This is a genomic window from Streptomyces sp. 2A115 (genome assembly GCF_052245575.1).
Lineage (GTDB): Bacteria > Actinomycetota > Actinomycetes > Streptomycetales > Streptomycetaceae > Streptomyces.
Genome location: NZ_JBQQCG010000069.1, coordinates 25,202 through 50,896, shown reverse-complemented (window position 1 = coordinate 50,896; position 25,695 = coordinate 25,202). Strand labels below are relative to the sequence as shown.

Sequence of the window (25,695 nt, the reverse complement as noted above, 5' to 3'; positions counted from 1 at the left end):
GTCCTCATACACATCGTGCCTCTTCCGGAGAGCGCGCTCTGAGGCCGGATGGTCCCGACCGGGTGGGCCGTTCAGCCCCTGCCAGGTAGGAGTAACCGGGCGGAGCCTTGAAGGAGCGAGCTGGAAGGGGGCGCGCAGCAGCCATGAGTAGCCGTAGTTGTCGCGGCTGAACTCCACGGGCATACCGCCCCGTTCGGAGTCGGCGCCCATCAGGGCCCGTACGTCCTGCTGGACTTGGGCGAATGCGCCCCCTTCGATGCTGGCGAAGCAGACCGAGCCCGCTCCGGTCGGGGTGAAACCGATGGCCGCCTGGAGAGTGATCGCCGCAGAGGGCAGGCCGAAGAGCTGGTCGAGGTCGGGCTTGACCGGCCTGCTCCGCCCCAACAGGGCATCGAGGAAACCCACAGCGGTTCAGCTCCTTTCTCACGTTCCCGGTTCAGAGACCGCATGCCGGTCGGGTGTGGCCGGTATGGCAGTGGTGGCGGTCATGACGTCTCACCCAGCTCTGCGGAGATCTCCGCGAGCGCCTCCAGACGCCGCTCCAGACTGGGGTGGGTGGAGAACAGACGGGCCACCGTGGTGCCGGGCCCGAGGGCGGGCGTGAAGAAGAACGCGTTGAAAGCCTGGGTGGTGCGCAGGTCCCGGGTCGGGATACGGGCGATGTCGCCGGTGACCTTGGTCAATGCCGAGGCCAGCGCGGAGGGCCGCGCGGTGAGCATGGCTCCGGCGCGGTCGGCTGCCAGTTTGCGATAGCGGGACAGCGCCCGGATCAGCAGGAAGCTGATCGCGTAGACCAGGACGGAGACCCCATGACCAGTGCGAGCACCGCTGCGGTGTTCTGATCGCGACTGCGTCCCCCGAACAGCTGGGAGTAGAAGGCGAAACGGACGATGAGGCCCGCGATCACGCCCAGGAACGAGGCGATGGTGATCACTGCGACGTCGCGGTGCGCGACATGGGACAGCTCGTGGGCGAGGACGCCTTCGAGCTCGGCGGGTTCCAGGCGGCGCTGCAGCCCGGTGGTCACGCAGACGACGGCGTGGTCGGCGTTGCGGCCGGTGGCGAACGCGTTGGGCAGGTCCATCCGGGAGACGGCCACCCGTGGCTTCGGCATGTCCGCGGCGGCGCACAGCCGGTCGATGACGCCGTGCAGCTGGGGTGCTTCCTCCCGGGTGACGAGGCGGCCGTGCATGGCGTACAGGGCGATCCGGTCGGAGTACCAGTACTGCGCGGCCAGCAGCCCGGCGGCGATGACGACGACCAGGACGACAGACTTCAGCAGCACGATCAGCGCGGCGACGAACGCCACGTACAGCAGCCCGAGCAGGAACATCGTGACCAGCATCCGGGCGGTGAGCTGCCGGTCGGGCTCGAAGCGGCTGCGCATCGCCATCACCCCGGGATGAGGCCCTCGTCGGAGAGCAGGGCCCGCACCTGTGTGAGGCTGGTGTCCTCGTCGGGCAGCACCAGGTCGGACGGTGTGATCGTCTCGTCCGGCAGGGGTGTGCCGAGGCTGCGCACCGCGTCCAGCAGCGCTGAGAGGGCGGTTGCGAAGGCCGTCTCGTCCTCGGCGTCGGCTGCCGACTGCAGCGAGGCGTCCAGCTCGTTGAGCCGGTCGAGGTGATCGTCGGTGATCTCGTACTGGCCCTCGCCCAGAATCCGCATGATCATGATGTCGCCTCCTGGTCCGGCTGGCCCTGCTCGGCGCTCCTGCCTTCGACGGCCGGCGGAGTGGCGGACGCAGGAAGCTGCGCTTTCATCCGGGCCAGTTCCTTGTCCACGTCCTGGCCCGCGGTGACGCGCTCGAGTTCGGCCTGGATGTCGTCGCGGCCGGCGGGGAGGGTGGCGTCCTCCAGGGCGCCGGAGGCGAGCAGTTCGTCCAACGCACCAGCACGGGCCTGCAACTGCTCGGTCTTGTCCTCGGCGCGCTGCATGGCCAGGCCGACATCGCCCATTTCCTCGCCGATGCCGGTGACGGCCTCGGTGATGCGGGTCTGGGCCTCGGCCGCGGTGTAGCGGGCCTTGATGGTTTCCTTGCTGGTACGGAAGGTGTCCACCTTCGTCTGCAGGCGCTGTGAGGCGAGGGTGAGTTTCTCCTCCTCGGCCTGCAGCGATGCCTGCTGGGTCTGGAGGTCCGTGAGCTGGGAGGCCACGGCGGTGCGTCGGCTCAGGGCTTCGCGGGCGAGGTCCTCGCGTCCGGCGGCGAGCGCCTGCTGGGCCTGTCCCTCCAGCTTGCCGCTGGACTGGCGCAACTGGTTGATCTGCAGGTCGACGCGCTTGCGGCTGGTGGCCACGTCCGCCACACCCCGTCGTACCTTCTGCAGCATTTCCTGCTGCTGGGTATAAGGAGTAGTCCAGGACCTCGCGCGGGTCTTCCGCCCGGTCCAGGGCCTTGTTCGCCTTCATCCGGAACAAGGTGGCTATGCGGTGGGCGATGCTGGTCATAGCGGCCTGCCTCCTCTCGACAGGGGTGAGGAATCAGCCAGGCCACGCCTCGTCTGCGGGACATCTCCAGGCTCCGGCGGCGTGGTCCGGGCCGCAACCTCGCTCTTGACGCCCCATGCCTTCTGGGCAGCCGGTGACGGCGCGGGACCGCACGCGGGCTCGTGAACGACGACGACCCTGAAGGCCCACAGCCCACCGACGAAGAGCTGCCTAAGCAGTCAGCAAGCGTGATCCGACCTCCTGGCTCCGCCTTACTCGATGTCGAGCACCTCGTGCACGGGACGGCGCGGCGTCTCGGGACCCGAGGGGCCGTAACCGAGCCTGAGCACGATCTGTACGAATCCCATCGCCGACTGCGGGTCGCGGACGGCCCAGCGCAGTTCTGGCCATTCGAGGGCGTGGGAGGTAAGTGAGGTGGACAGCCCGTCCAGGGTGGCCTGGAGGAGGACACGCTCCAGTGCTTGGCCCGCCTGCAGCCAGTCCCTCGGCCGGTCATCGGCGGTGCCGAGGAGGGCTAGCTGGGGCGCGTTCTCAAACGTGACAGCATCGCGGCCGGGCACGGGACGCCTGCCGGCGAAGTCGCGCACCGGGGCCTTGCCGTCGCGCTTGCGTGGGCCGAGGGCGTAGTCCGGGATCCCCTCGGTCGCCGTCTCCGTGACATCGGCGCCGACACGGGTCCAGCGCCTGAGCTCCTCGGAGGCGCTGGGGTCCAGGGCGTCGCGCCCCTCCGCGTCGTAGACCAGGTCCAGCAGCGTCTGTACATGCCATGCATCGGGGAAGATCAGCCGGGCCCCCTCCAGGAGGGCGGCGGCACTCAGGGCGTCCTTGATGGCTTGAGGTATCTCCTCGTCCGTGAACGGGTGACGACTGGTGCGGCGCCGGTGGATCGCCGGGTACAGCGGGGCGAGGTCGCTCTCGGGCGATACAGGGGTGGTCAGCCGTACCGTTGCGAGCAGCTGCGGGTCCGCAAGGTCGGGTAGCAGTTCGGTGGCCGGCTCCCAGCCCGCATGAGCTGCGGCGACGCGCAGATTGAACAGGGCGGCACCACAGCCCAAGTGGAGTGCACAGGTGGTGGGGTCGGCACGCGGCATGGCGCGCTCGAGGTCGGAGCGCACCTGGACGGTGCCACTGTCGCGGACAAAGCGAAACTTCCACGGCTGCGCGTTGTGCATGGACGGAGCGACGGTGGCGTCCCTGACGATCCCCGTCACGGTGTTCGCATCAAGCGCTTCTGCCGCCACGGCCACCCTCCTGGTGGACCCGACCGACCTCCTGCACCTCCTGCGCCGGCGGTCTGCCTCTCACGATAGCCCGAGCACACAACTGCCGCCGCTCAGCCCGCCGACGGTCGTCCGTCCCGCCCCGCCCCGCTCGTGACGCGCGGGAGAACAGAAGCTGCACGGGTATGGGGGCCGCCGCCGATAGAGTCGCTTTGCCCCTTTAATACCTTATTCATCCCTTCATTGAAGCGCGATCGTCCTCGGAGGGCAGCCTCATGGCAGCACCGGTCCCGGTCACAGAACAGGCGATTGCCCTGAGCTTCACCAACCGCGAATGGTGGACCGTCATCCACGGCATGGGGCTCGGCGCCGTGTTCCTGCTCGCCTTCGCCGGCGGGCTTGCCGAGCTGTACAGCCTCAAACCCGCGTTGATGACACGCGAAGGCGTGGTGAAGCGGATGCGGCGGGTCAGGATCGGCGTCACCGCCATGGCGGTGACGGCGTGGGCGACGGTGATCACCGGGACCTGGGTCGTCTACCCCTGGTACCGGGAGAAGATCCCGACCAGCGCCAGGTCACAGCTGCTCGCCGACCCCGACACAGCGGACTGGCACGAGTTCGGCATGGAATGGAAGGAGCACATCGCCTGGCTCAGTCCGATCCTGGCCACGGCTGTCGCCTTCATCGTCTGGTACTACGGCCCGGGCCTGATCCGGCACAACCGGGTCCGGCACACCACCATCGGCCTGTTCGTCCTCGCCTTCCTCTTCGCCGCGATCGCCGGGGCACTCGGCGCCTTCATCACCAAGGTCGCGCCGGTCCAGTAACACAACGTACGAAGGGAAGCCGAGGACATGGAACCCAGGAACGGGGCAAACCCCTCCGCAGGGAGAGGTCCGGACGAATTCCCCCTCAGTGAAAAGGTGGAGGGACCGATCTCGGCGGCGATCATCGCCGCGGGCATCGGCGCCACCGCGCTCGGTCTGCTGACCACGCTTACCGAGGCCAGCACGGGTGTGCACGACGCTCTGGAGTGGAGCGCCTCGGTCGGTCCGCTCTCCGGCAAGACCACGCTGGCCGTGGTGGTCTGGCTGCTGGCGTGGGCGGTACTGCACATGACGCTGCGCAACAAGCCGTACGAGACCGTGCGTGCCCTCGTCATCAGCTCGGTGCTCATCGCCCTGGGGGTACTTGGCACCTTCCCGGAATTCTTCCAGCTCTTCAGCTGAGGCGCGCGTATCGGCCGTCCCTCGTGATGCCAAGCTGGCCCTGCGGCTGACCGTTGCAGGGCCAGCTCGTGGTAACGCGTGAGGCAGGCCGCGCTCTGGCGTGCCATGTCATTGTGACCGGCGGCGCCATCGCCGCAGCCCGCCGCCGGTGTACGGCTGCCGCGCCGCTGGTGTACGCCTGCCGCGCCACGGTCCGCGGGGCGATCGGGTGGCTGTTTCCGGCGCAGGGTGCCGGAAGCCGGGTGCACCGGCGGGCCCTGGGCCGAGTCGGCGGACTGCGTGGCCTGCGGCGGCGACACCTACCCCCCGGGGCCGATCATCCAGCCCGCCCTGCCCGCGGGCTCACCTCCGCGTTCCACCCCGCGGCGGCCCGGACGCGCACACCGCGGTCCAGGGCGTCGCGCATGCGGATCGTCACGTACGGTGGCGCGGGTGGCGTCCCCGCTCAGAGGCCAGTTCGTCGCAGGCCGTGGTGCAGCGGACATCTGTCCCCGCCATCAGGTCCGCTGAGCTCGGTGCCTTTCACCGCGCGTCGGGTGAGCGAGACTATAGAAGTGTGCAAGGTTCCTGATCTTCGTCCTGGGCGGCGGTGGGACCATGAACAAGTCAAGCATTGCGCCAAGATCTGTCCAGCCGGGCCCCCGGCTCCCGGCCTTGGAACGGTTGGGCCCGCAGGATCTCATGATGCTGCGGCCGGATGATCTCGGCTGGCCCGAGGTGATCGGCGCCCTCGCCATCCTCGATGGCACCGGACTCCTCGATCGGGGTGGTCGTTTTCGGGTGGAGGCGGTTCGGGAAGTGATCGGAAGCCGCCTGCCTCAGGTCCCGCGATTCCGTCAGTTGCTCTACACGCCTCGGTGGGGGCTCGGCCGGCCGCTGTGGGTCGATGCTCGATTCTTCGATCTCACCGAACACGTCCGCGTCCGCCCCTTCGCTGCTCCCCCTGATGAGGAGCGCCTTCTTCGCACGGTTGAGGATGTGCGCGCTCTCCCCCTGAGCCGGTCACGGCCACTGTGGGAGATGTGGTTCCTGCCCGGCCTGGCCGACGACCGGGTGGCCATGTTCATCAAGGTGCACCACACCATCGCCGACGGCCCGGCGGGGGTGACCGTGCTCGGCACGTTCCTCGATCCGAGCGCCGATGCGCCCACAACGCCCGCCCGTCCTTGGACCCCGGCGCCGATGCCGTCCAGCCGCAGCCTGTTCGAGGACAACCTTCGCCGGCGCGTCCAGGCGGCCGAAGGCACGCTGTCGAAGCTCCGTCGGCCCGCCACCACGCTGCATCAGGCCCGGGAGAGGTGGCCCGCGGTACGCGAGAACTATCTCAAGGGGCGAGCACCGCGGACCAGCTTCAACATCCCGATCGGCCAGCACCGCAGACTGGCGGTCATCCGCAGCAGCCTCGACGCCGCCAAGCAGATCGCTCACAGCCACGACGCGAAACTGAACGACGTCCTGATGTCAGCCACCGCAGGCGGCCTTCGAGAGCTGCTGCGCAGCCGTGGGGAACTCGTCGAGGATCTGGTCCTGCGGGCCTTCGTGCCCGTCTCGCTCCACCAGGAGGAACCCGGCAAGGCACGCGGCAACCAGGGCGGTTTGATGTTTGTGCCGCTCCCGATCGGTGAGCCCGATCCGATCCGGAGGCTGCGGCTGATCGCCGAGGCGAGCGCCCGACAGAAGAAGTACGTCGTGGGCGCTCCCGAAGGAATCGTCGGCCGCAACCGGGTCCTCCAGCGGGCCATGACACGCGGCCTCGCCCGTCAGCGCTGGGCGAACGTGTACGTCGCCAACATCTTCGGCCCCCCGATGCCGCTCTACCTCGCCGGGGCGCGGATCACCGAGATCTTCCCGGTGGTGCCGCTTGTCGGGAACTTCACCCTGGCGGTCGCTGCGCTCTCCTATGCCGAGCAGTTGAACATCACCGTCGTAGCCGACGCGAACGCCTGTCCCGACGTCGACGTCTTCGCCCAGGGCGTGCGGGATTCCCTGCAGGCGCTGAGCCCATCACAACACCTCCTTGCGTGAATTGACGGGCAAAGACCCCTTAATGGTGTCAGTGACCGGGCTGCAGCGGCCTGTTGGTGAGGTGGTCCCACACGCGATGTGCCGCGCCCGGCTGCTCAGGGACCAGAAGGTGAGTACCGTTCCCGCGACGCGCCTTGGCCGGGCCGCCTGGACGCTTGCTCCGCTGTTGCCCTGACCGCGTGGAGCGCCCCGCGCAGAACGACGCCGATGCCAGGGGAGACGAGTGTCCAGTAGCGGCCGAAGCGGGCAGTCGATGCCGGGTCGGTGCAGGTGGTGCGCGCCTCGTAGGTGAGCAGGGACCGCTGGGTGCCGTACGGATGGACCACGAAGGCGGCCGCCATCTTCGCCCAGCCGGCCTCGTCGTACGACGTGAAGTGCTGCGGTTCGACCCGCCGCCACTCGATGGAGGCCCGCCACGGCTTCCCGACCGCACCGAAGACGAGCTCGCGGCCCGGATTCTCGCCCAGCGCCACCCAGGGCTGACCTCCCCATGCTTCACCGGCGGTGTCGAACAGGTCGGCCACCCGCAGGGACGGCGGGGTCGGCATGGACCGGCCGCGGAGCCGTTCAGGCAGTCCGCGCGCCCACACGGCCGCGTTGAGAAGCGGGGAGTGGATAGTGAGCAGGTCCAGCCCGCGCGCGGCCTCGTAAGCGACGGGCGGTGTCGCGGCGAGCGCCACACATTCGAGGCGGGAGAACTCGAACTCGGGCAGCGCACCGTCCAGCAGCAGCGGTTCACCGGTGGGATCGGCGGTCGAGTCGGCGCACATCGGAGCCTCCCGAAGCACGTGGTCACACCGCCCGGGCGAGCCGCGCGCGCAGGTTGTGGAACTGACGGGTCTGCATAATGAAGTGGGCGGGTTCCCAGAACAACAAGTCAATCGGCCTCGTGAGCACGCGCGGGCGGCTTCGACCGTGCGTGCGGACGACAAGACGGGTGTCCGCGCCGGCCGGTTCGAGGTGGAAGCCCCAGACCGAACTGACGAACGCGACAGGCGGCGGGCCATGGAACGCGTCGAACGGGCTGCCGGACGGCAGTCGCGTGTCGGCCCGCAGCACCAGGGTCCGTTCCGGTACGAGTACCGCGACGGTGAACCAGGCGCGGCCGCTGGGCACCGAGGCAAGCCGCTGTCCCGGCTCCAGGCCCTGCCACTGAGGGACGATGCGATCAGCGCTCGGCCGCCCACCGTTGTCCAGCCGGTCCCAGCTGTACCAGCCGCCGCGGTCACAGCCCATCTGCGCCAGCCACGGCCAGACTTCCGAAGGCGGCGCGGGCAGGGTCGTGGCCATGGTCGAGCTACTGTCGGCATCAGGGATGAGCTCATCCCCGGGACAGGAACGCGCAGCCTCTTCGCGAGTCGCGCCCCAGGTCAGCATCATCGGCCGCATGACCTGGCCGTGCAGCACCAAGGTGACCGCTGCGGAAGCGACGGCCCGGGCCTTGGACGCGGGGGTCATGGGGAGGCACACCTCGCCAGGTGCCCGGTCATCGGGCCGGAGTCAGGACGGTCGGTGGGCCGGCGGTGACACCACCGTCCAAGACGAACTCCACACCGGTCGAGAAGGTGGCGTCGGCGGCGATGAAGAGCACCATACGGGCGACCTCCTCGGGCTCACCGAACCGCGGGAGGGGCTGTCCGGCTGTGAACGAGTCGTCGAAGTCGGCCGTCATCGCGGTGCGCACCGCACCGGGGTGGACCGAACAGACGCGGATCCCGTCCGGGGCCAATTCCAGGGCCGCGGCCTTGGTCAGCCCGCGCAGTCCCCACTTGCTGGCCACATACGATCCGATGCCGGCATAGCCGGTGATGCCGGCGATGGATGAGATGTTCACGATCACGCCTCCGCCGGCCTGGCGAAGAGACGGTGCCGCCGTACGCGTACCCAGCCAGGCGCCTTGGAGGTTGACGTCGATGACCCGCCGGAAGGATTCGAGGGTCTGTTCCTCGATGGTTCCCCACGCAAGGATGCCGGCGTTGTTGACCAGCACCGAGACAGGGCCCAGCTCCCGCTCCGTCTCTGCCACCACCGTCTGCCAGCCGTCCTCGGTGCTGACGTCCAGGTGCGCGTAGCGGGCCGGGCCACCGAGTTCCGCCGCCAGCTTCTCCCCCTCGGCATCGAGGATGTCGGCGACCACCACGGCCGCGCCCTCGGCCGCGAACAGACGTGCCACAGCGGCGCCGATCCCCTTGGCTCCACCGGTGACGATCGCCACCCGCTCGGTGAGACGTCCCATCATGACCTCCTGAACCAGTGCCTCGACGAAGATCCGTAGGAGCGGCATCGGCCGCGACCGACGCGGCATGACGGCATGACACGTCCGGTCTCAAGGGCCGCAGGGCGACGACCGATGGGTCGGTCAGGGGGCCGCGCAGACGACCTCGACGAAATGGCCCACCTGGTCCTCGGGCAGGTGACGGGCGAGGTCCGCTTCGCTGATCATGCCGACGAGGCGGTGATTGTCGATGACCGGCAGTCGGCGAATCTTGTGCTCGTCCACGCGGGCCGCCGGGGCCTGGCCCACCCAGCCCGGCGCTCCTCCAGACCAGTGTGGGTTCCTCGCCTCCCGTGCGCATGCCGGGAACAGGCGCGCACGTCACTCAACGTCCCTGGGCTCTTCGGCAGGCGTTCCGGTCTCAGCCGCGCCTGGAGACGCATGACGACATGCCCGAGGCCGGACAGCACAGCGGCGATCGCCAGATCGGTCGGCCGAAGCGGCTCCGTACCCAGGTCCCGCAGGGGTGGCAGATAGACACCGGCGGCCGAGATCATGGACTGCCAGGGGCGCCCGGTCTCCCGGGCCAAGACGCCGACCACGAGGGTAACGGTGGCGACGAAGGCCCCCATGAACAGGATCCGCGGCCACAGGCCGGCCCCCAGCACGCTCTCCTCGGGAGGCTGGGGCGAGTTGCGCATCGTGTGCGGGTCAACGGGTTCCGCGCCGAGAGCGACGCCTGGCAGGCCGTGCGTGAGCAGGTTGATCCACAGGATCTGCGCGGGCAGAAGCGGCAGCGGCATCCCCAGGAAAGGGCCGAGGAACATGACCAGAATCTCCGCGGTGCCCCCCGCGAGCGCGAGAGCAGGAACCGGCGTACGTTCGCGTAGACCCGGCGTCCCTCCTCGACGGCGGACACGATGGTGGCCGGGTTGTCGTCGGCGGGCACCAGATCGGCCGCCTGGCGTGCGACCTCCGTGCCGCGCCGGCCCATGGCGACGCCGATGTCGGCCTGACGCGGCCGGGCCGTGTACCCGACCACCGCCCCGAGAGACGGTCCTCTGCCCTCTCAGAGTGCCCCCTTGCTCAGGGCTGCGCACGGCCGTGGTCGGCGGCGTACGCGGCGAACACTTCCGTGGGCGTTCCGTCCGTATGGAGGAAACGCTGGTCGAGGATGGCGGCGAGGTCTTTCAGCGCACCGGCGAGCAGGTCACCGGCCAGCCGCACCTCCGGTCGCCGCCCCGCCTGTCCGCGCTGGGCAAGAGCGTCGGCGTAGCCGACCGTGGCCGCCAGCGACGAGTGGTCCTCCCCGTCGTGGAAGTAGTACGCCTCGGCGTACTGGGTGAAGTCGATACGGACACGTACGACCTCGGTGGCCAGGCTGTCCAGCAGCAACGCCCCCGCAGTGCAGTCGATCTGCTGGGTCGCCGGGTCCGAGTCGCGCAGCAGCGCCAGCCGGATGGCCAGGACCCTCCGGCGGGTCAGCGCCGGGTAGATCTCCAGTACCCAGGAGACCGTGGCCGTGAGCAGCGCGAAGCCGACAAGGGCCTCCAACGGTGAGACCAGGCGGAGCCAGCTCTCGCCGGGTGCGATGTCCCCCAGCCCCAAGGTGGCCACCGTGACGAGCGACAGGTACACGGAGTCGAGCAGCGCCGGCTCCTGCGCCGCCTTGGAACCCGGCGAGAAGGTGAACGCTCCGGGCATGTGAGGCCAGTAGACGATGGCCCAGCCGAGGATGACGGTGCCGGCCCACATGCCCACCACCGTGACTATGGCGAGCGGCCCGACGAGCCCGACCACACGCCTGCGCGCACGGAAGCGCCGGGCCAGTCGCCACAGCGCCGTCATGACCAGGCGGCTCAGGCCGCCGTGGCGGGTGGGGTGCCAGAGGGTGTGGAACAGGTCCCGCAGGGTGACCATGACCAGCCCCGCGCCGACCAGCGAGACCAGCCACTTCATCCACGTCTCCCACGAGCATGTCGCCTGCAGCGGACCCTGCTTCCGGACCTTAGACGAATGAGTCCGATGTCGGGGCAGGCGCGCGAGCTTGAAGAGAGAGGGCGCTCAAGATCATGTTGTGACGCAAGACCTGAGCACGCTCTTGACCGCGCTGTACGTGAAGATCGACGACGAGATCGGAGGGAGCCGGTGGGTGGGACGGCCGCCGCTGCTGACCGGCTCCGAGCTCGTCTGCCTTGCCGTGGCGCAAGCCATGCTCCGCAGGTACCGGTCCAGGCACGCCGCTCGCAGCGCGACGGCGAGGTCTTCCAGGTACGTGCCCACGCCGTCCCGCCCGGACTGCTCGGCATCGCCGGGGCGGCCATCTGTTTCGGGGTTCTGCTCGGCAGGCTCAGGGGTAGAGGCCGGCCCGGAAGGCGAACGAGACGAGTTGCGCTCGATCACGTGCGCCGACCTTCGTCATGGCCCGCACCGCATCTCCCGCGTGCGGGACGGCCTCAGCAGCTCGATCCCCTGCCCGGCGAGGCCCTGCGCGAACACCTTGCCCGCGAAGCCCTTGTCCGAGATGAGCAGAATGCCCTCGCGTTCGGCGACCACGCCGGCGTCGGCCTCCAGCATCGAGGCCAGGACTTCGCGTTCGCCGATCTTCGGGTTGGCCAGCGCCCACACGATGGGCATGCCGGTCGGGGCGCAGACCGGATAGAGGCGCAGGCCCCAGAAGAACCGCGAGTGGGAGGTGCAGTAGCCGTACCCGGCCCACCCGGCGAGGTCCGAACGTTGGACGGTCGGGCGGGACATCCCGCACGGCATTGGCGTGGAGTCGACGATCCAGTGGTTGTCGAACCAGAGGTCGCTGTCCATGGCCAGCTCCCGGATCATCCGCTTGACCAGGGGCAGCGCCGCTCGCAGCCGCTTGTTGTAGCCCGACTGTTGAGGTAGGTAGGGGAACATTCCGGTGAGGTGCTTGCGGGCGAAGCGCAGCCAGCGCGCCTCGGAGCGGTGGCCGCGCAGGGCTTGCGCCACGGCAAGGCAGACGAGCTCGGAGTCGGTCAGCAGCGGCGGCGTCCCATCCACCCGGTCCTTCCAATCTCGTCGTCGATCTTCACGTACAGCGCGGTCAAGAGCGTGCTCAGGTCTTGCGTCACAACATGATCTTGAGCGCCCTCTCTCTCCAAGCTCGCGCACCAGCCCCCGACATTGGACTCATTCGTCTAGGCTGACGGCGTCGCCGCGAGGCTCCGAATCGCCGCGCTCCCGGAATTCCTGACCAGCCGTCACGTCTTTTCCGGGCCGCGCGGGTCAGCTCACCGGCAGCTGGTCCGCCACGCGGATCAGCTCACCGGCAGCACAAGCGTGCAGGTCTCTCCCGGTGCGACGGTGACAGCCCGGTCGGGCAGGACCACACGGATCGGGGATTCCTCCGAGTCGGGCACACCGATTCCCAACTGTCCGCTGCGCAGCCGGACGCGGACGCCCCAGTGGCCGCGGTAGCGCAGTGAGAATCCGTACTCCGACAGTGCCGGAAGCGGCACGGGGTCCAGCCGGAGGGCGTCCTCGCGGGTCTCCAGCCCGGTCAGGCCGCGCTGCACCAGGTCCAGGGTGCCGGCCATGGCACCGAGGTGGATGCCTTCACCGGTCGTGCCGCCCTGAAGGTCGGCGACGTCCTGTTCCAGGGCTTCTTCGCAATACGTCCACGCCTCGGCCTGTCTGGCACGCGCGAGAACCCAGGCGTGGACGAGGCCGCTGAGAGTGGAGCCGTGACTCGTGCGCTTGAGGTAGTACTCGACGGTCCTGCGCCAGATCTCGTCGTCCACGTCGTAGCCGAGGCGGCGGAACAGGTCCCGCAGCTCGGCGGCCGAGAAGAGGTAACCGAGCATCAGCACGTCGGCTTGCTTGGAGGCTTGGTAGCGGTTGACGGTGTCGCCCTCGGCCTCGAGGATCCGGTCCAGCCGCCGGATGCTGTCGTAGCGGGCGCGGTAAGCGTCCCAGTCCAGCTCGGGGAGATCGCCGTAGCCGTCGAACTGGCTGATGACACCCTGGTGGAACGGCACCCTCAACCGCCGGGAGATCTCCTCCCATTCCGGGAGTTCGCCGCTGTCCAGTTGGATACGGTCCAACAGTTCGTCTCGGCGCCATGCGGGCAAGCGCTGTATCAGGTCGAGAGCGCGGCTGAGGACCCAAGCGGCGGTGACGTTGGTGTACGCGTTGTCGTCGATGCCTGGCCGGGCGGCGTCCGGGTAGCTGTCGTGGTATTCGTCGGGGCCGACCACGCCGCGGATGCGGTAGCGGCCGAGGTCGGGGGCGAACTCCGCGTGGTTCGCCCAGAAGCGGGCGATCTGCAGCAGCATCTCCGCGCCCTTGGTGTGCAGGTACTCGGTGTCGCCGGTCGCTTCGCAGTACTGCCACACGTTGTAGGCGATCGCAGAGCCGACGTGGTGCTGGAGACGGGAATTGTCGGGCAGCCAGCGGCCCGAACGGGGGTTGAGGTGCAGCTGCTGTGTCTCCTCGCGCCCGTCGCTGCCGGACTGCCATGGGTACATGGCCCCGGACCGGCCCGCCGCGCGAGCCGCGCGGCATGCCTGCGGCAGGCGCCGGTGACGGTAGTTCAGCAGGGCCCGTGAGACCTCCGGGAAGTGCAGGTTCAGATACGGCAGCACGAACAGCTCGTCCCAGAAGACGTGCCCCCGGTACGCCTCACCGTGCAGCCCACGGGCCGGCACACCCACGTCCAGCTCCGCGATGTGCGGGGACAGCGTCTGCAGCACATGGAACAGATGCAGACGCAGCACACGACCCGCCTCGGCGGGGACCTGGACGTCCGCCCGCCGCCACAACCGCTGCCACGCCGCCACGTGGGAGTCCAGGAGCTCCGAGAAATCCCCGGCAGCGGTCACCCGGTCCAGCACCGCGCCGAGCGGGTCACTGATCGCCAGGTCATGTGAGGTGTGCAGGGCCACGGTCTTCTCGACCACGGCGGGCCGGCCCGGGGCTATCGGGATTACCAGTCGGTGTACGGCGCGGTGACGAGACGGGCGAAGTTCGGACGACGCGGGCCGCTGTCCCATGACGACCGTACGCGCCGCCATGCTGATCGCGATGTCGGAGCTGCTGGTCCGGCAACGCAGCCACGTCGTCTCGGACCCAGCCTCCCCCGTCCGTACCCGGATCAAGTGGTTCCGGTTGAGGGACCGGTAGCGGTGGACGTTGTTGTTGGTCACGTCGCCGTCGAGGACGGATTCGACCTCAACCTCGCCCGACCACTCCTCGGACGTGAAAACGGTTCGCAGCGCGGCCAGGTGCGGATCCGCCATGTGCACCAGGCGGAGCTGATCCACGCTCAGCACACCGGCCGCCTCGTCGTCCCAGTACCGGAACATGCGCGTCAACGTGGCACGGCGGAGATCCAATGTGTGCCGGTAGTCGAACAATTGCCGCGCGTCGGGAGAGAACCACGGGCCCACCGATCCGTCGGCGGAACGAAGACGAAACCGCAGGAGCAGCCAGTTGGGGAGATTCACCAGGTCCTCGTTCACCACCCGTCGCCCCGCCACAGGGGATTCCAGGCGGTTGTAGACCCCGGCGGCGTACGTGGCCGGGTAGTGCACCAGGCCCGCCCTGCTCTCGGGCACCGCACCGCGGGTGGCGAAGCAGCCGTTGCCGAGCGTGCACAACGATTCGCGCAGCCGCTCGGCAGCGGGGTCGTATCCCTCGTATTCCCAGGTCCACTCCGACATCCGTCGCCCTCTCCTTCTCCCGTCACGAGATGTGCAGGAACGTGCGACGCACGCCGGAGTTCAGACCCGCTGCGGGACGACGGCCACCGGGCACTCGGCGTGATGCAGCAAGGCGTGGGCGACCCTGCCGAGTTGCAGACCGAAGTGACCGTGCCGCCTCACCGCACCCACGACGACCAGGTCGGCGTCGGCCGACACGTCCAGGAGGACCTTGTGGGCGGGGCCTTCAAACGCCTGGCGCAGTACATCGACCTCTGGGTGATTGCGCACGGCGTCACGCAACGCGTCGGTGAGGAGGGCGGAGGCCCGTTCCTCGTGGGCAAGGGGGGAATCGTCCACGATCAGAGGGCCGTCCACGTGCTCATGGGCGGGGCGGCGCCAGGCCCGTACGGCATGCAGGGGGCAGCCACGCGCCTCGGCCTCACGGAAGGCGAACCGCAGGGCAGCCGAGCCCTCGGTGGAGTCGCCGACACCGACCACCACCCGGTCGAAGGAGCCCTGCCGGTTCCGCTCCCCGCCGCGGACCACGATGACCGGGCACACGGCACGGGCAGCCACCGTGAGGCTGACCGAGCCCAGCAGCATCCCGGCGACCTCGCCGCGGCCGCGGGAGCCCGTGACCAGGGCAGAGGATTCATGGGCCGCGTGCAGCAGCACGGACACGGCGTCGTCGGGCAGCACGTCGCTCGACACCTTCACCTCTGGATTGCGCAGCAGGGCGCGTTCCGCGCAGGACGCGACGATGTGCTCGGCCATGACCTCTTCGGCCGGACGGTCGGTGCTGAAGGACGGGCGGCTTCCCTCGTACCGCTCCCACAGAGAGGCGTAGACGAGCCGCACGGACAGCCCGAGGCGCGCCGCCTCGTCCACCGCCCAGTCCACGGCCTGCAGGCTGGAATCCGATCCGTCGACACCCACGACCAGCGGGAGCTCCATGGTCCCTACCGCCTTCCTGCCCGGCACCGCGAGATCCCCCCTGTGAATACCGTCGCACCGCCCCGGATCCATCGCGACACGTGGCCGGACTCTGGCAGGGAGATCTCGGCCCAGGTTGCACCGTGCCGATTTGCGACGATCGTGGAGTCATGCAGCCGGGAACACAGCGCTGAGTGCACTCGGCATCGCCGTCACGGCCTCCGCATCGGCCTGGGTCCGTCGTCCTGCCGACCAGACGCGGCTTGGGACTCCCGCCGACGAGACCAGGCACCGCGTGGTGAGACGTCCGTGACCGGATACGAGCCCGCCTCCACTTCGAGGTCATGGAGAAGGGGAGACCATTGTGGTTGCGAGGACCGGCGTCTTCGGCGCCCTGACAAAGGAGCATCGGGAGCAGCTCATGTCCCTCGTTCGCGAGGTGTCGTTCGAGATCGACGAGCGCATCTTCAACGAGGGCGGCAAGGCCGACCGCTTCTGGATCATCCACACGGGCACCGTCGCTCTCGACCTGCACGTGCCCGGCCGCCGCGCAGCGGTCGTTGAAACCCTCGGGGCCGGGGAACTGCTGGGCTGGTCCTGGCTGGTCCCTCCCCATCGCTGGCACCTGGGGGCCCAGGCCAGCAGCCCGGTGCGCGCCTACGAGTTCGACGCGGCTGCGGTCCGTGAGCTGTGCGGGAAGAACCCGGAGCTGCAGCACGAGCTGTGTATCTATGTCGCCGGAGTGATCGCAGGCCGGCTCAGGTCCGCCCGGGTGCGACTGCTCGACCTGTACGCCCCCTACGGCGCCGGCGAAGTGCCCTGACGAGGCGAGACAAGGAGGCCCTAAGTGCCTGAGACCCCGCACATCGTGAGCGATGTGATGACGCATACGGTCGTGGCCGTCGGACGCGACGCGCCCTTCAAGGAGATCGTCCAGACCATGGAGCAGTGGAAGGTCAGTGCCATGCCGGTGCTGGAGGGAGAAGGGCGCGTCATCGGCGTCGTCTCCGAAGCCGACCTGCTGCCCAAGGAGGAGTTCCGCGACAGCGACCCGTCCCTCTTCGAGCAACGCCGGCGCCTGTCCGACCTCGTCAAGGCGGGGGCCGTGACAGCCGGGGAGCTCATGAGCACCCCCGCGATCACGGTCCACCCCGACGCCACCTTGGCCCAAGCGGCAAGGATCATGGCCGTCAGGCACGTCAAGCGACTGCCCGTGGTCGACGATCTGGACATGCTCCAGGGCATCGTCAGCCGCGCCGACCTGCTGAAGGTCTTCCTGCGGTCGGACGAGGAAATCGAGGAGGAGGTCCGCCGCACCGTGGTGTCCTACCTCTTCCCGGCCTTCAGCCACGCCATCCACGTGAACGTGCACGAGGGAATCGTCACCCTCCGCGGACACATACAGGACACCTCGCTGATCTCGGTTGCCGAGCGCCTCGTGCGCGCAGTGGAGGGCGTCGTGGACGTCGAGCCCCACCTCACCGGTGAGTCCACCACTCCGGGCGGACCGAGGGGCGAGCAATAAAAGGTCGAACCAGTCGTACGTGCCGGACGGTGCGGGGAGTGGCTGGCGCTCCTCCTTCATTGCTCGGCCGAAGTAATACGGCGCCCCGTGATGCGCGTGGGCTGAATCGACACCCACATCTCGCGTTCACCGCCTGGCCACGGCGTGGTGTGGGCGCGATCGACCAGCTTCCGCACCGCGTCAGGATCGGTAACCTCACGCGCGGGTCCGACGACGAGCACGCTCCAGCCCTGGCTCATGGCTTCGTCGACATGGTCGACCTCGAAGGCGACTTCCGATCCCACGGCCGCCGCCGGGACCGAGTCCGGCGCGGTCCGGAACGCGATCGCGTCGTCGACGACCTCGTAGTTCACCGGAACCACCGCCGGGCCGTGCTCTGTCGACACCGCGACGCGCCCCACGCCGTGTGTGGACAGCAGGGTGCGGCATTCGTCAGGGTGGAGGTCGAGCAGCCGAGGGTGCAGGAGCGCCTGGCCCAGGCCAGGCGGCAGATCGATGCCGCCTCCGCGCAGAGCGGCGGTGGTGGTGCCCAGCGCATCAGCCACGCTGATAAGAGTGGCATCGGTCGGGTCGGCCGGGTGTTCTTCGAGGTATGCCAGGTATTCCGGCGCCATTCTGGCGCGGCGGGCCATCTCTTCCCGGGTCAGTCCTTGGCGTGTGCGTTCGGCGGCAACGCGGCGGCCGATGTCACCGGGATTGGGCGGCCTGCCCGGCGGGGTTCCGCGGGGCTTGGCACTTCTCTGCCCGCCTGGCTGTGCCGTGCGTGGCTGGGAAGGCTCGTGTGCGCTCTCGGGACCGTGCTCGATGTGATGGATGTGTGCGTCAGGGCCGGGAAAGATGAGGGTCACCTCATCCGTGTCCGACCAGCGCACATCGTAGGGAGGCGTTCCATCCTCATGGTGGAGTCCGACAATCTCGCCGTCGCGCCTGGTGGCGCCGGTGGCGGGGCTCTCGACCACGAGTTGATCGCCGAGTTGAGCTCGCATGATCGCCGCCGTTTCCTCAGAATGCTGCTGTAACCCAACGTCCCACGCGCGGCGTGCCACCGCACGGGATGAGAACCCTGTGATCCGGGTAGCCGGACGGCCAATGCGGGGCCGATCCCAGCCCCTCGCGCCTGGCTGTCTCCGCCCGGAAGGGAGAGGCGACATGCACCACCGTACGGTCGAAGAGCTCATGACCCGAGACGTCGTGCGAGCACGGCGCGACATGCCGTTCAAAGAGATCGTGAAACTGCTCGCGGACAACGACGTCACCGCCGTACCCGTGGTCGACGAACTGGACCGACCCGTCGGCGTGGTGTCCGAGGCCGATCTGCTGCGCAAGTCCTCCGCCCAGACCGACCCGTCCGGCCTGACACCGGTTCCGCATCTGGAGGCCTGGGAGCGCGCCAAGGCCGAAGGCGCCAGGGCCGAGGAGCTGATGTCGGCTCCCGCCGTGTGCGCGCGTCCGGAGTGGACCGTGGTCGAGGCGGCTCGCCTCATGGCGGTCCAGAACGTCAAGCGACTGCCCGTGGTGGACGAGACGGACCGGCTGCAGGGCATCGTCAGCCGCGGTGACCTGCTGAGGATCTTCCTGCGCCGTGACGATGCCATCCGCGACGAGATCACGGGGGACCTGCTGCGGGGGACCCTGGGGCCTGTCGTCTCGGACGTGACGGTCGAGGTTCGCGAAGGGCACGTGAGCCTCGGCGGATCCGTCAAGGTCAGGAGCCTGATCCCGGTGATCGAGCGGCTGTGCCGGAGCGTCGACGGCGTGGTCTCTGTCGCCGAGCACATCGCGCACCGCCCGGACGACTCCCAGAATTCGGCAAAGGACAGCTGAGGGCAGCGCAGGAACTGGCTCGGAGCAACGAGGGCTGCTCCCGCCCTTGGCTCAGCCGGCGATCTCGATGCGATGCGCCTTGGCTTTCTCGGCTTTCGGGACGCGGACGGTGAGAACCCCGTTGGTCAGCTCGGCGCTGATGTGTTCGGTGTCCGAGTTCGGCGGCAGACTCGTGCGGTAGTCGAACTCCCCGACGTGGCGGGCGCGCCGCCGGACCACGCCGGTGCGTTCCTTCTCCTTGATCTCGCCGTGGACATCGATCTCGGAGTCGGTGACCTCCACGGTGATGTCGTCCTTGTCCACACCGGGAAGCTCCAGCTCCACCAGGTACGCGTCCTCGGTGTCCTCGATGTCCGCCAGCGGCGCCCATGCCCCGGCTGTGCTGAGTTCGGCTCCGCCGGGAAAGGCGGACTGCATGAGACGGTCCATGCGAGTGTGCAGGTCCTCAAGTTCGCGGATGGGGTCCCATGCGGGGAGAGCGTCCCTCCCATGGTGATGGTGCCCGGGCAGCGTCATCGGTCATCCTCCTTGCAAATCGGGCAACGGCCAGCCGGTCTCCGGGGGGTCCCTCCGCCCGGCGGCGGCCGCGCCCATGCCCTCGATGTCACGCTCGGCAACGTCCACCAGCTGCCGGCCGAGGTCGTGCAGGGCCCTGCCCGCTGCCAGCTCGTCACCGATCTCCGGCACGTCCATGTCCGCTGGGTTCCTGTGCGCGGCCCCGTGCCCGGTGAGCTCCGTGGTCCCGGTGTCCAGCACCACACGTGCCTTGGTCGTTCTCTCTTCCTCGAAGAGGTAGAGAGAACCTTCCACTCCACGGTATGCGGCATCGCTGTCCTCCTCATCTCGGTACGGAGCGCTGTGATCCGGTTGCCCTCCGCTCGTGGTTGCGCAGGTTGGCGACTGAGGCCAGGACCTCGTCTTCGATACGGTGCCGGACCTGGGCGGCGAGGACAGTCAGCGGTCCGGAGATGGTCGCGCGTGGCGCGAGGGGGGCCTGAATGCGGCGTGCTGCGGGCGGGAGCTCGGCCAGGTCGGCGGCGAACCTCTCCCCGCTCTCGTCCAGAGTGGGGCGCTCGACGGTGCGACTCCCGTTCTGCATGACCGTCTCCAGCAGCGGTACGCCCGCCGCCGGCGGCTGCTCATCTTGGAGCCCGATCACGTCCGCAAATGCGGGACGGCGGTACACCTGCTTCTGTCCAGGGGCGGTCACCTTGTCCGAGGAGAGCTTCATCACCGGTCGGCCGTCGTACTCGACCATCTTGTAGGCCGAGTCCAGGAACGGGGCGTCGGCCGAGACCCCCACGCGGGTGCCGACGGCGTAGACGTCGATCGGCGCCCCGGAGCGGACCAGTTCGTCCACGGCGTACTCGTCGAGACCGCCGCTGGCGATGATCCGTACGTCCGGCAGTCCCGCCGCGTCGAGGATGGCGCGCGCCGTCAGCGCCAGGGCTCCCAGGTCTCCGCTGTCCAGCCGTACGGCCGAGCCGGGCCCACGGTCCAGGTCCCGCAGGACGCGGGCCGCGACGCGTACCCCCTCTTCGGTGTCGTAGGTATCCACCAGGAGTGTCACCGGACCGGGGTGGGACCGGGCGAAGGCCCGGAAGGCCGCCTCCTCCGTTCCGAACGCCTCGATGTACGAGTGGGCCATCGTGCCGACGGCCGAGAGTCCTTCGGCGGTGGCCGCGGCGACGTTGCTCGTTCCGGCGAATCCCACCATGGCGCTCAGCCGGGCGGCCTGGAGACCGGCTTGAGGGCCGTGCGTGCGGCGCAGGGAGAAGTCCACGACCGGATGGCCGGCAGCGGCCAGGACGCACCGTGCGGCCTTCGAGGCGATCGTCGTCTGATGGTTGACCTGGTTGAGGATGTACGTCTCGACCAGCTGGGCCTGCGGGAGCGGAGCGGTCACCTCCAACAGTGGCTCTCCCGCCAGGACGATCCGCCCCTCCGGCACCGCCCGCACCTGGCCGGTGAACTCCATGCCCAGCAGCGGGGCCAGATCACGCGGCGGCCGGTGCAGTGCTGAGGCGAAGGCATCGACATCCTCGGCGTCGACCCGGAACCCGGACAGGAAGTCCAGCGACGACTCCAGGCCGGCGGCCGCCAGGAAGCCCCGGCCGGGCGGCATGTCGCGGACGAACAGGCTGAACGTTGCCGGGCCGGTCATACCCTCCCGCAGGTACGACATCGCCATCGTGACCTCGTAGAGGTCAGTGGTCGTCACATCGGACATCTGCGTCACCTCCTGGACCACACTCAGGGCCCCGGCCTGTCACCTGTGGAACCGCGCGGACCAAAGGGGTTCCACTCGGTCCCATTCGGCGTCCCACTGTGCGTACCTTCTGCGGTCCAACGCCAGGCGCATGCCTTTGCGCGCAGCAACGAAGCCGGCGTACACGCCGACCGCCGTCATGCCGCCCATAAGCCAGCCGCCGGCCTTCGCGTTGCTCGCGGACATCGGCGGGTTCTTGACGGTTCCTCCCCGGTCCACCCAGATCCGCACGGTGGAGCCTGCGGTCTTGTCCAGCGGTGCAGGGGCGCTTCCCGTCTGCTGCCGGCCGTCCTTATCGGTCCACCTGACCTGAACCTTCTGCTTCTCGTCCGCAGCACCGCCCGATGCTGCCTCCGGGGCCGAGGTCACCCGAGCAGTGACCTGGAACCGCTCCGCGGACTGGGCTTGAACGGTGCGCATCGTCGACTCGTGGACCGCCAGCCCCGCGCTCACCGAAGCCACGGGCAGTCCGGGGACAAGCACCGCCAGCAGGAAGCCGGAGCACCAGGCTTCGGCCCGATCGGACGTACGCCTCAGCGGGTTCGCGCCCCTCGGCGGGGGCTGCTCGTTGTGCGGTCGGCGGGGACCGGATGCGTGCGGCGGATCCTGTGCGCTCATGGTCTGGCCTCCAGCTGTTGCTGGTGCATCCCCCCGCCACGTCTGCTTCCCCCACTACCCTCCAACGGCGGCAGAGTCCGATCACTGGGCCGAAGGTCCCTGCTGAACGGCCACTCGACCCACCTTGCTCGTCACCGGTCACACCTGCGGTACGACCGCAATCGGACACGGCGCGTGATGCAGCACCGCGTGGTTGACCAGGCCCAACTGCAGACCCACGTGCCCATGTCGCCTGCGGGCCCCGACGACGAGCAGATCAGCACCGGACGCAGCCTCCAAGAGCGCCCGCCGGGCCGGGCCCTCGACCACCTCGCTACTCACCGACACGTCCTGATACCGCTCCGCAGGGCTGCGCAGTGCGTCAGCGAGCACCTGTGCCGGCGGGCGCCCCATGGCCTGGAGGGCGTATCCAGAAAAGCCCGGCGGCCCAGGGTTCCCGACCGGGACGTTCCAGGCGTGCACCGCCACCAGCCGACAGCGCCGCACATGGGACTCCCGGAACGCGAAGTCCACAGCCGTACCGCTGCCCTGCCCGTCCTCGACACCGACGACGACACTCCCGAACCGGCCGTTCCGGTGCTCCAGCCCACCGCGCACGACGACGACCGGGCAGTCGGCATGAGCGGCCACGGCCAAGCTGACCGAGCCCAGGAGCAGCCCGGCGAGATCTCCGAGCCCTCGGGATCCGAGTACCAGAGCGAAGGCGTTGCGCCCTTTGCCGACCAGGGCGGACGCCGCGTCCTCGTGCACTACCTCACTGGACAGCCGTACCGTCGGCGCGCTCTTGCCGGCTCGCTCCGAGGCGACAGCGACCAGGCTGGGCGTCTCGTGGTCTGTTGCGGCCGCGTGCACGAGATGGAGCGGTACCTCGTGCCGGACCGCCTCGTCCGCGGCCCACTCCACCGCCTCAAGGCTCGCCTCGGACCCGTCAATGCCGACCACCAGGGGAACCACCACCGCTCCCACCTCCCTTGTTCCGGACTTCACGCCCGTGCGAGCGCCGCCTCGCCGGGGACCACATGCGCCGCGAGGAGATCTGAGGTAGTCCTCGATGTAGAAGCACCGTGCTCTGTCGGTCGGCGCCAGCGCTCGTGCGTCGCGCACGCGCCACGGCCGGCCTGCACGGCCACCGACACACGAGGGGCGGCAGCCGTTCGGGCGGTGACCGCACGCACCGTCCTTCCAGCTTCGTACGAGACGGAGGCAGTCGCCATGGAACAAGCCCTCACCGTCGGCCTCGACGGCTCACCCGAGAGCCTCGCCGCCGCCCGCTGGGCCGCCGACGAAGCCGAGCGACGCAATCTCACCCTGCGCCTGCTGCACGCGTGGCCCCTGCTGGCCCCGGAACCGACCCTCATCCCCGCGGAAGTCGACCAGAACTACTGGGCGAAGCGGCTCATGCACAACGCCCAGGCGGAACTCCAGGCGCACCACCCGGGCCTCACCGTCGTCGGCAACCTGGTCGCCGACGACGCGCAGAACGCACTGCTCCAGGCATCGTCGGAGTCCGAGATGCTCGTGCTCGGTTCGAGGGGCCTGACTCCCGTGGAAAGCTACTTCCTCGGCGACATCAGCATGTCCGTGGTGGCACGCGCCGAGCGGCCCGTGGTCCTGGTGCGCGCCGAGCGGAGGGAAGAAGGTCGCGCGCCCGAATCAGGTTCGGCAGGCGGCGTGGTGGTGGCACTGAAACTGCACGGACCGTCCGACGACCTGCTCGAATTCGCCTTCACCGCCGCCGCGGTGCGGGGCGTGCCGCTCCGCACCGTCCATGGCCGCAGCGTGCCGATCCACGCGTACGCCCCCTGGGGCGTGGATCACACCGTGACCCACGAGGTCAGGCAGGAGGCTCAGAAGGGCCTGAGCCAGGCCCTCCGTCCCTGGCGCGAGAAGTTCCCGGGCGTGGTCGTAGCTGAGGCCATCCACCTCGACAGCCCCGCCAGGGCCGTCATAGCAGCCGCCGCAGGCGCCGAGTTGCTGGTCGTCGGCCGACGCAAGCACCACCCTCCCCTGGCACCACGCCTGGGCCCCGTGGCCCAAGCCGCCGCCCACCACGCGCGCTGCCCCGTCGCCGTCGTCCCCCATGACTGAGCCGAACCCCGGCCAGCCGATGGCGTCGGCGCGGCGGGACGACGCCCCCAGAGCCTCGTCGCTCTCGCGCGCCGAGGTGCGCGAGACACACACCGCCGTGGTCCTCTTCATCCGGGACCGCGCCTACAAGGTGAAGAAACCAGTCGACCTGACATTCCTGGACTACACCACGGTGGCCGCCCGGAAGGCCGCGTGCGAGAGAGAGGTCGTCCTCAACCGCCGTTTCGCCCCCGACATCTACCTCGGCGTCGGCGAATTCCGCAGCCCGGACACCGACGTACCCGAACCCGTCGTGGTGATGCGCCGCATGGCCACCGAGCGCCGCCTCTCCCGGCTCGTACGGGAAGGAGCGGCCGTCGACGACGCCCTTCGGGCCGTCGCCCGGCTGCTCGCCGCCCACCACGCGAGCGCACCTCGCAGCCGGGAGGTGACCGAGCAGGGGACGCGCGACGCACTGTCCTCGCGCTGGGAAGCGAGCTTCGCCCAGGTCCGCGCCCTGTCCGACGACGGCACCGCGCCCGATGGGGTGGAGGAGATCGAGCGCTTGGTGCGCCGCTACCTCGCCGGCCGCGAGCCCTTGTTCGACAGGCGCATCGAGCAGGGGCGGGTGGTCGACGGCCACGGAGACCTGCTCGCCGAGGACATCTTCTGCCTCGACGACGGCCCACGCGTTCTGGACTGCCTGGAGTTCGACGACACCCTTCGTTACGTCGACGGCCTCGACGACGCCGCCTTCCTGGCCATGGACCTGGAACAGCTCGGGGCGCCGGAGGCCGCGGCGTTCTTCCTCGACGAGTACGGCGAATACTCCGGTGACCCGGCACCGCCGTCTTTGCGTCACCACTACGTCGCGTACCGCGCGTTCGTCCGGGCCAAGGTCTCCCTGATCCAGGCCCGCCAGGGCACGCCCGGCGGGGAGGCGGCAGCACACCGACTGATCACGACCGCCCTGCGCCACCTGCGCGCCTCCGTCGTCGGCCTGACCCTCGTCGGCGGGCTCCCGGGCAGCGGCAAGTCCACGCTCTCCGGCGCGCTGGCCGATCGGCTGGGCGTGACACTGCTCAGCAGCGACCGCCTCCGCAAGGAACTGGCGGGCATCTCGGCGGAGCAGCGGGCTGCCGCCGCCTACGGCGAGGGCCTGTACTCCCCCGAATGGACCAACAAGACGTACGCCGCTCTCCTCGACCGCGCATCGACCCTGCTGTCCCAGGGTGAGTCCGTCGTCCTGGACGCCACCTGGCACGACGCCGCACAGCGCGAGGCCGCCCTCAGCATGGCCGAACACACCTACGCCGACCTCGTCGCCCTGCACTGCCATGTTCCGGCCGAGGTGACCACATCCCGCCTCGCCACCCGCGCGCCCGGGGCGTCCGACGCCGGCGTCGACGTGGCCACCGCCATGGCTGCCACGGAACCGCCCTGGACTGAGGCCGTCAGCGTCGACACGAGCGGTTCCCTGGAGGCCGCGGTGGTCCAGGCACTGGCAGCGATCCGCCCGCACGCCGACAGCCAGGCACCGGTCTTCCGTCGCCCCTACATGGAGCCGGACTAGACGAGTTGGGACGCCCGCACATGGCCGGGGATGACGACCAATTGCCGGCCCGCGCCACCAGGTTTCGCGCGGCACGG

The 25,695-nt window shown here is 69.4% G+C and carries 22 protein-coding genes and 7 pseudogenes; 9 read left to right on the top strand and 20 right to left on the bottom strand.

Translation table 11 applies throughout. The features are described from left to right. Window positions 1–135: 135 nt before the first annotated feature. From pspAB to ACTWQR_RS40925, 5 genes and pseudogenes are all read right to left on the bottom strand, one after another. Window positions 136–405, bottom strand: a pseudogene (pspAB, locus tag ACTWQR_RS40945) (PspA-associated protein PspAB); the annotation flags it as partial. Window positions 406–485: 80 nt separating this feature from the next. Then, window positions 486–1,387, bottom strand: a pseudogene (gene htpX / locus ACTWQR_RS40940) (zinc metalloprotease HtpX). 5 nt (window positions 1,388–1,392) lie between these two features. Next, on the bottom strand, window positions 1,393–1,671 hold the full coding sequence (pspAA, locus tag ACTWQR_RS40935) for a PspA-associated protein PspAA (protein ID WP_443232331.1): 279 nt from the start codon (window positions 1,669–1,671) through the stop codon (window positions 1,393–1,395). Beyond that, a pseudogene (locus ACTWQR_RS40930) lies at window positions 1,668–2,445 on the bottom strand (PspA/IM30 family protein). Before ACTWQR_RS40930 ends, pspAA begins: the two are co-directional and overlap by 4 nt. A 251-nt stretch (window positions 2,446–2,696) precedes the next feature. Further along, window positions 2,697–3,686, bottom strand: a complete 990-nt coding sequence (locus ACTWQR_RS40925) for an Acg family FMN-binding oxidoreductase (RefSeq protein WP_443232330.1) — start codon at window positions 3,684–3,686, stop codon at window positions 2,697–2,699. 254 nt (window positions 3,687–3,940) lie between these two features. On the opposite strand from ACTWQR_RS40925, the gene ACTWQR_RS40920 reads away from it, so the two are divergent. From ACTWQR_RS40920 to ACTWQR_RS40910, 3 genes are all read left to right on the top strand, one after another. Further along, window positions 3,941–4,492, top strand: a complete 552-nt coding sequence (locus ACTWQR_RS40920) for a hypothetical protein (RefSeq protein WP_443232329.1) — start codon at window positions 3,941–3,943, stop codon at window positions 4,490–4,492. A 96-nt stretch (window positions 4,493–4,588) separates the two neighbouring features. Further along, window positions 4,589–4,894 carry a hypothetical protein gene (locus tag ACTWQR_RS40915; protein ID WP_443232328.1) on the top strand — a complete coding sequence of 102 codons (306 nt, stop codon included), beginning with the start codon at window positions 4,589–4,591 and terminating at the stop codon, window positions 4,892–4,894. A 597-nt stretch (window positions 4,895–5,491) separates the two neighbouring features. Further along, entirely contained in the window at window positions 5,492–6,919 is a 1,428-nt protein-coding gene (locus ACTWQR_RS40910) for a wax ester/triacylglycerol synthase family O-acyltransferase (RefSeq protein ID WP_443232327.1), read from the top strand. A gap of 95 nt (window positions 6,920–7,014) precedes the next feature. Here the strand turns inward: ACTWQR_RS40910 and ACTWQR_RS40905 are convergent, their stop codons facing one another. The 6 genes and pseudogenes from ACTWQR_RS40905 to ACTWQR_RS40880 form a co-directional block, all read right to left on the bottom strand. After that, window positions 7,015–7,689 (bottom strand): hypothetical protein, encoded by a 675-nt coding sequence (locus tag ACTWQR_RS40905; RefSeq protein WP_443232326.1) that lies wholly within the window; start codon window positions 7,687–7,689, stop codon window positions 7,015–7,017. Window positions 7,690–7,711: 22 nt separating this feature from the next. Beyond that, on the bottom strand, window positions 7,712–8,377 hold the full coding sequence (locus tag ACTWQR_RS40900; RefSeq protein ID WP_443232325.1) for a hypothetical protein: 666 nt from the start codon (window positions 8,375–8,377) through the stop codon (window positions 7,712–7,714). A 28-nt stretch (window positions 8,378–8,405) separates the two neighbouring features. Beyond that, window positions 8,406–9,155 (bottom strand): glucose 1-dehydrogenase, encoded by a 750-nt coding sequence (locus ACTWQR_RS40895; protein ID WP_443232356.1) that lies wholly within the window; start codon window positions 9,153–9,155, stop codon window positions 8,406–8,408. Between the two features lie 123 nt (window positions 9,156–9,278). Next, complete coding sequence (locus ACTWQR_RS40890; RefSeq protein WP_443232324.1) at window positions 9,279–9,443, bottom strand: CBS domain-containing protein; 165 nt, start codon at window positions 9,441–9,443, stop codon at window positions 9,279–9,281. 233 nt (window positions 9,444–9,676) lie between these two features. Beyond that, window positions 9,677–10,174: pseudogene (locus ACTWQR_RS40885) on the bottom strand (cation transporting ATPase C-terminal domain-containing protein); the annotation flags it as partial. 46 nt (window positions 10,175–10,220) lie between these two features. After that, on the bottom strand, window positions 10,221–11,093 hold the full coding sequence (locus tag ACTWQR_RS40880) for a potassium channel family protein (RefSeq protein WP_443232323.1): 873 nt from the start codon (window positions 11,091–11,093) through the stop codon (window positions 10,221–10,223). A gap of 118 nt (window positions 11,094–11,211) precedes the next feature. On the opposite strand from ACTWQR_RS40880, the pseudogene ACTWQR_RS40875 reads away from it, so the two are divergent. After that, window positions 11,212–11,352, top strand: a pseudogene (locus ACTWQR_RS40875) (IS982 family transposase); the annotation flags it as partial. Window positions 11,353–11,564: 212 nt separating this feature from the next. Here ACTWQR_RS40875 and ACTWQR_RS40870 read toward each other — a convergent pair. The 3 genes and pseudogenes from ACTWQR_RS40870 to ACTWQR_RS40860 form a co-directional block, all read right to left on the bottom strand. Further along, window positions 11,565–12,238 (bottom strand): annotated as a pseudogene (locus tag ACTWQR_RS40870) (IS982 family transposase); the annotation flags it as partial. A gap of 186 nt (window positions 12,239–12,424) precedes the next feature. Further along, a complete protein-coding gene (locus tag ACTWQR_RS40865) occupies window positions 12,425–14,827 on the bottom strand; it encodes a glycoside hydrolase family 65 protein (RefSeq protein ID WP_443232322.1) in 2,403 nt (800 codons plus the stop codon). A 60-nt stretch (window positions 14,828–14,887) separates the two neighbouring features. Next, window positions 14,888–15,763 (bottom strand): universal stress protein, encoded by an 876-nt coding sequence (locus tag ACTWQR_RS40860; protein WP_443232321.1) that lies wholly within the window; start codon window positions 15,761–15,763, stop codon window positions 14,888–14,890. Window positions 15,764–16,163: 400 nt separating this feature from the next. On the opposite strand from ACTWQR_RS40860, the gene ACTWQR_RS40855 reads away from it, so the two are divergent. Both ACTWQR_RS40855 and ACTWQR_RS40850 read left to right on the top strand, forming a co-directional pair. After that, a complete protein-coding gene (locus ACTWQR_RS40855) occupies window positions 16,164–16,565 on the top strand; it encodes a cyclic nucleotide-binding domain-containing protein (protein ID WP_443232320.1) in 402 nt (133 codons plus the stop codon). 24 nt (window positions 16,566–16,589) lie between these two features. Further along, on the top strand, window positions 16,590–17,267 hold the full coding sequence (locus ACTWQR_RS40850) for a CBS domain-containing protein (RefSeq protein ID WP_443232319.1): 678 nt from the start codon (window positions 16,590–16,592) through the stop codon (window positions 17,265–17,267). Window positions 17,268–17,323: 56 nt separating this feature from the next. Here ACTWQR_RS40850 and ACTWQR_RS40845 read toward each other — a convergent pair whose 3' ends face one another. After that, entirely contained in the window at window positions 17,324–18,253 is a 930-nt protein-coding gene (locus tag ACTWQR_RS40845) for a pyridoxamine 5'-phosphate oxidase family protein (RefSeq protein ID WP_443232355.1), read from the bottom strand. Between the two features lie 163 nt (window positions 18,254–18,416). Between ACTWQR_RS40845 and ACTWQR_RS40840 the strand changes: the two genes are divergently transcribed. Further along, window positions 18,417–19,091 (top strand): CBS domain-containing protein, encoded by a 675-nt coding sequence (locus ACTWQR_RS40840; protein WP_443232318.1) that lies wholly within the window; start codon window positions 18,417–18,419, stop codon window positions 19,089–19,091. Window positions 19,092–19,142: 51 nt separating this feature from the next. Here the strand turns inward: ACTWQR_RS40840 and ACTWQR_RS40835 are convergent, their stop codons facing one another. The 5 genes and pseudogenes from ACTWQR_RS40835 to ACTWQR_RS40815 all read right to left on the bottom strand — a co-directional run bounded on the left by ACTWQR_RS40835 (window position 19,143) and on the right by ACTWQR_RS40815 (window position 22,935). Continuing rightward, window positions 19,143–19,607, bottom strand: coding sequence for an Hsp20/alpha crystallin family protein (locus ACTWQR_RS40835; protein ID WP_443232317.1), 465 nt, complete (start codon window positions 19,605–19,607; stop codon window positions 19,143–19,145). 3 nt (window positions 19,608–19,610) lie between these two features. Continuing rightward, a pseudogene (locus ACTWQR_RS40830) lies at window positions 19,611–19,918 on the bottom strand (DUF1876 domain-containing protein). 11 nt (window positions 19,919–19,929) lie between these two features. Next, the gene (locus ACTWQR_RS40825; RefSeq protein WP_443232316.1) at window positions 19,930–21,321 is read right to left on the bottom strand and encodes a nicotinate phosphoribosyltransferase; all 1,392 of its coding nucleotides are present in this window, start codon (window positions 21,319–21,321) and stop codon (window positions 19,930–19,932) included. Window positions 21,322–21,360: 39 nt separating this feature from the next. Further along, window positions 21,361–21,978, bottom strand: a complete 618-nt coding sequence (locus ACTWQR_RS40820) for an Rv1733c family protein (protein ID WP_443232315.1) — start codon at window positions 21,976–21,978, stop codon at window positions 21,361–21,363. A 138-nt stretch (window positions 21,979–22,116) separates the two neighbouring features. Next, a complete protein-coding gene (locus ACTWQR_RS40815) occupies window positions 22,117–22,935 on the bottom strand; it encodes a universal stress protein (protein WP_443232314.1) in 819 nt (272 codons plus the stop codon). A 255-nt stretch (window positions 22,936–23,190) separates the two neighbouring features. Between ACTWQR_RS40815 and ACTWQR_RS40810 the strand changes: the two genes are divergently transcribed. Both ACTWQR_RS40810 and ACTWQR_RS40805 read left to right on the top strand, forming a co-directional pair. After that, on the top strand, window positions 23,191–24,066 hold the full coding sequence (locus ACTWQR_RS40810) for a universal stress protein (RefSeq protein WP_443232313.1): 876 nt from the start codon (window positions 23,191–23,193) through the stop codon (window positions 24,064–24,066). A gap of 19 nt (window positions 24,067–24,085) precedes the next feature. Continuing rightward, window positions 24,086–25,618: a bifunctional aminoglycoside phosphotransferase/ATP-binding protein gene (locus ACTWQR_RS40805; protein WP_443232354.1), complete on the top strand. Its 1,533-nt coding sequence runs from the start codon at window positions 24,086–24,088 to the stop codon at window positions 25,616–25,618. Window positions 25,619–25,695: the final 77 nt, after the last annotated feature.

Excerpts from the sequence above, each read along its gene's own strand:
- pspAA (WP_443232331.1), bottom strand. The coding sequence starts at position 1,671 with ATGATCATGCGGATTCTGGGCGAGGGCCAGTACGAGATCACCGACGAT.
- ACTWQR_RS40920 (WP_443232329.1), top strand. The coding sequence starts at position 3,941 with ATGGCAGCACCGGTCCCGGTCACAGAACAGGCGATTGCCCTGAGCTTC.
- ACTWQR_RS40910 (WP_443232327.1), top strand. The coding sequence starts at position 5,492 with ATGAACAAGTCAAGCATTGCGCCAAGATCTGTCCAGCCGGGCCCCCGG.
- ACTWQR_RS40905 (WP_443232326.1), bottom strand. The coding sequence starts at position 7,689 with ATGTGCGCCGACTCGACCGCCGATCCCACCGGTGAACCGCTGCTGCTG.
- ACTWQR_RS40900 (WP_443232325.1), bottom strand. The coding sequence starts at position 8,377 with ATGACCCCCGCGTCCAAGGCCCGGGCCGTCGCTTCCGCAGCGGTCACC.
- ACTWQR_RS40895 (WP_443232356.1), bottom strand. The coding sequence starts at position 9,155 with ATGGGACGTCTCACCGAGCGGGTGGCGATCGTCACCGGTGGAGCCAAG.
- ACTWQR_RS40880 (WP_443232323.1), bottom strand. The coding sequence starts at position 11,093 with ATGAAGTGGCTGGTCTCGCTGGTCGGCGCGGGGCTGGTCATGGTCACC.
- ACTWQR_RS40865 (WP_443232322.1), bottom strand. The coding sequence starts at position 14,827 with ATGTCGGAGTGGACCTGGGAATACGAGGGATACGACCCCGCTGCCGAG.
- ACTWQR_RS40860 (WP_443232321.1), bottom strand. The coding sequence starts at position 15,763 with ATGGAGCTCCCGCTGGTCGTGGGTGTCGACGGATCGGATTCCAGCCTG.
- ACTWQR_RS40855 (WP_443232320.1), top strand. The coding sequence starts at position 16,164 with ATGTCCCTCGTTCGCGAGGTGTCGTTCGAGATCGACGAGCGCATCTTC.
- ACTWQR_RS40845 (WP_443232355.1), bottom strand. The coding sequence starts at position 18,253 with ATGCGAGCTCAACTCGGCGATCAACTCGTGGTCGAGAGCCCCGCCACC.
- ACTWQR_RS40840 (WP_443232318.1), top strand. The coding sequence starts at position 18,417 with ATGCACCACCGTACGGTCGAAGAGCTCATGACCCGAGACGTCGTGCGA.
- ACTWQR_RS40835 (WP_443232317.1), bottom strand. The coding sequence starts at position 19,607 with ATGACGCTGCCCGGGCACCATCACCATGGGAGGGACGCTCTCCCCGCA.
- ACTWQR_RS40825 (WP_443232316.1), bottom strand. The coding sequence starts at position 21,321 with ATGTCCGATGTGACGACCACTGACCTCTACGAGGTCACGATGGCGATG.
- ACTWQR_RS40820 (WP_443232315.1), bottom strand. The coding sequence starts at position 21,978 with ATGAGCGCACAGGATCCGCCGCACGCATCCGGTCCCCGCCGACCGCAC.
- ACTWQR_RS40810 (WP_443232313.1), top strand. The coding sequence starts at position 23,191 with ATGGAACAAGCCCTCACCGTCGGCCTCGACGGCTCACCCGAGAGCCTC.
- ACTWQR_RS40805 (WP_443232354.1), top strand. The coding sequence starts at position 24,086 with ATGGCGTCGGCGCGGCGGGACGACGCCCCCAGAGCCTCGTCGCTCTCG.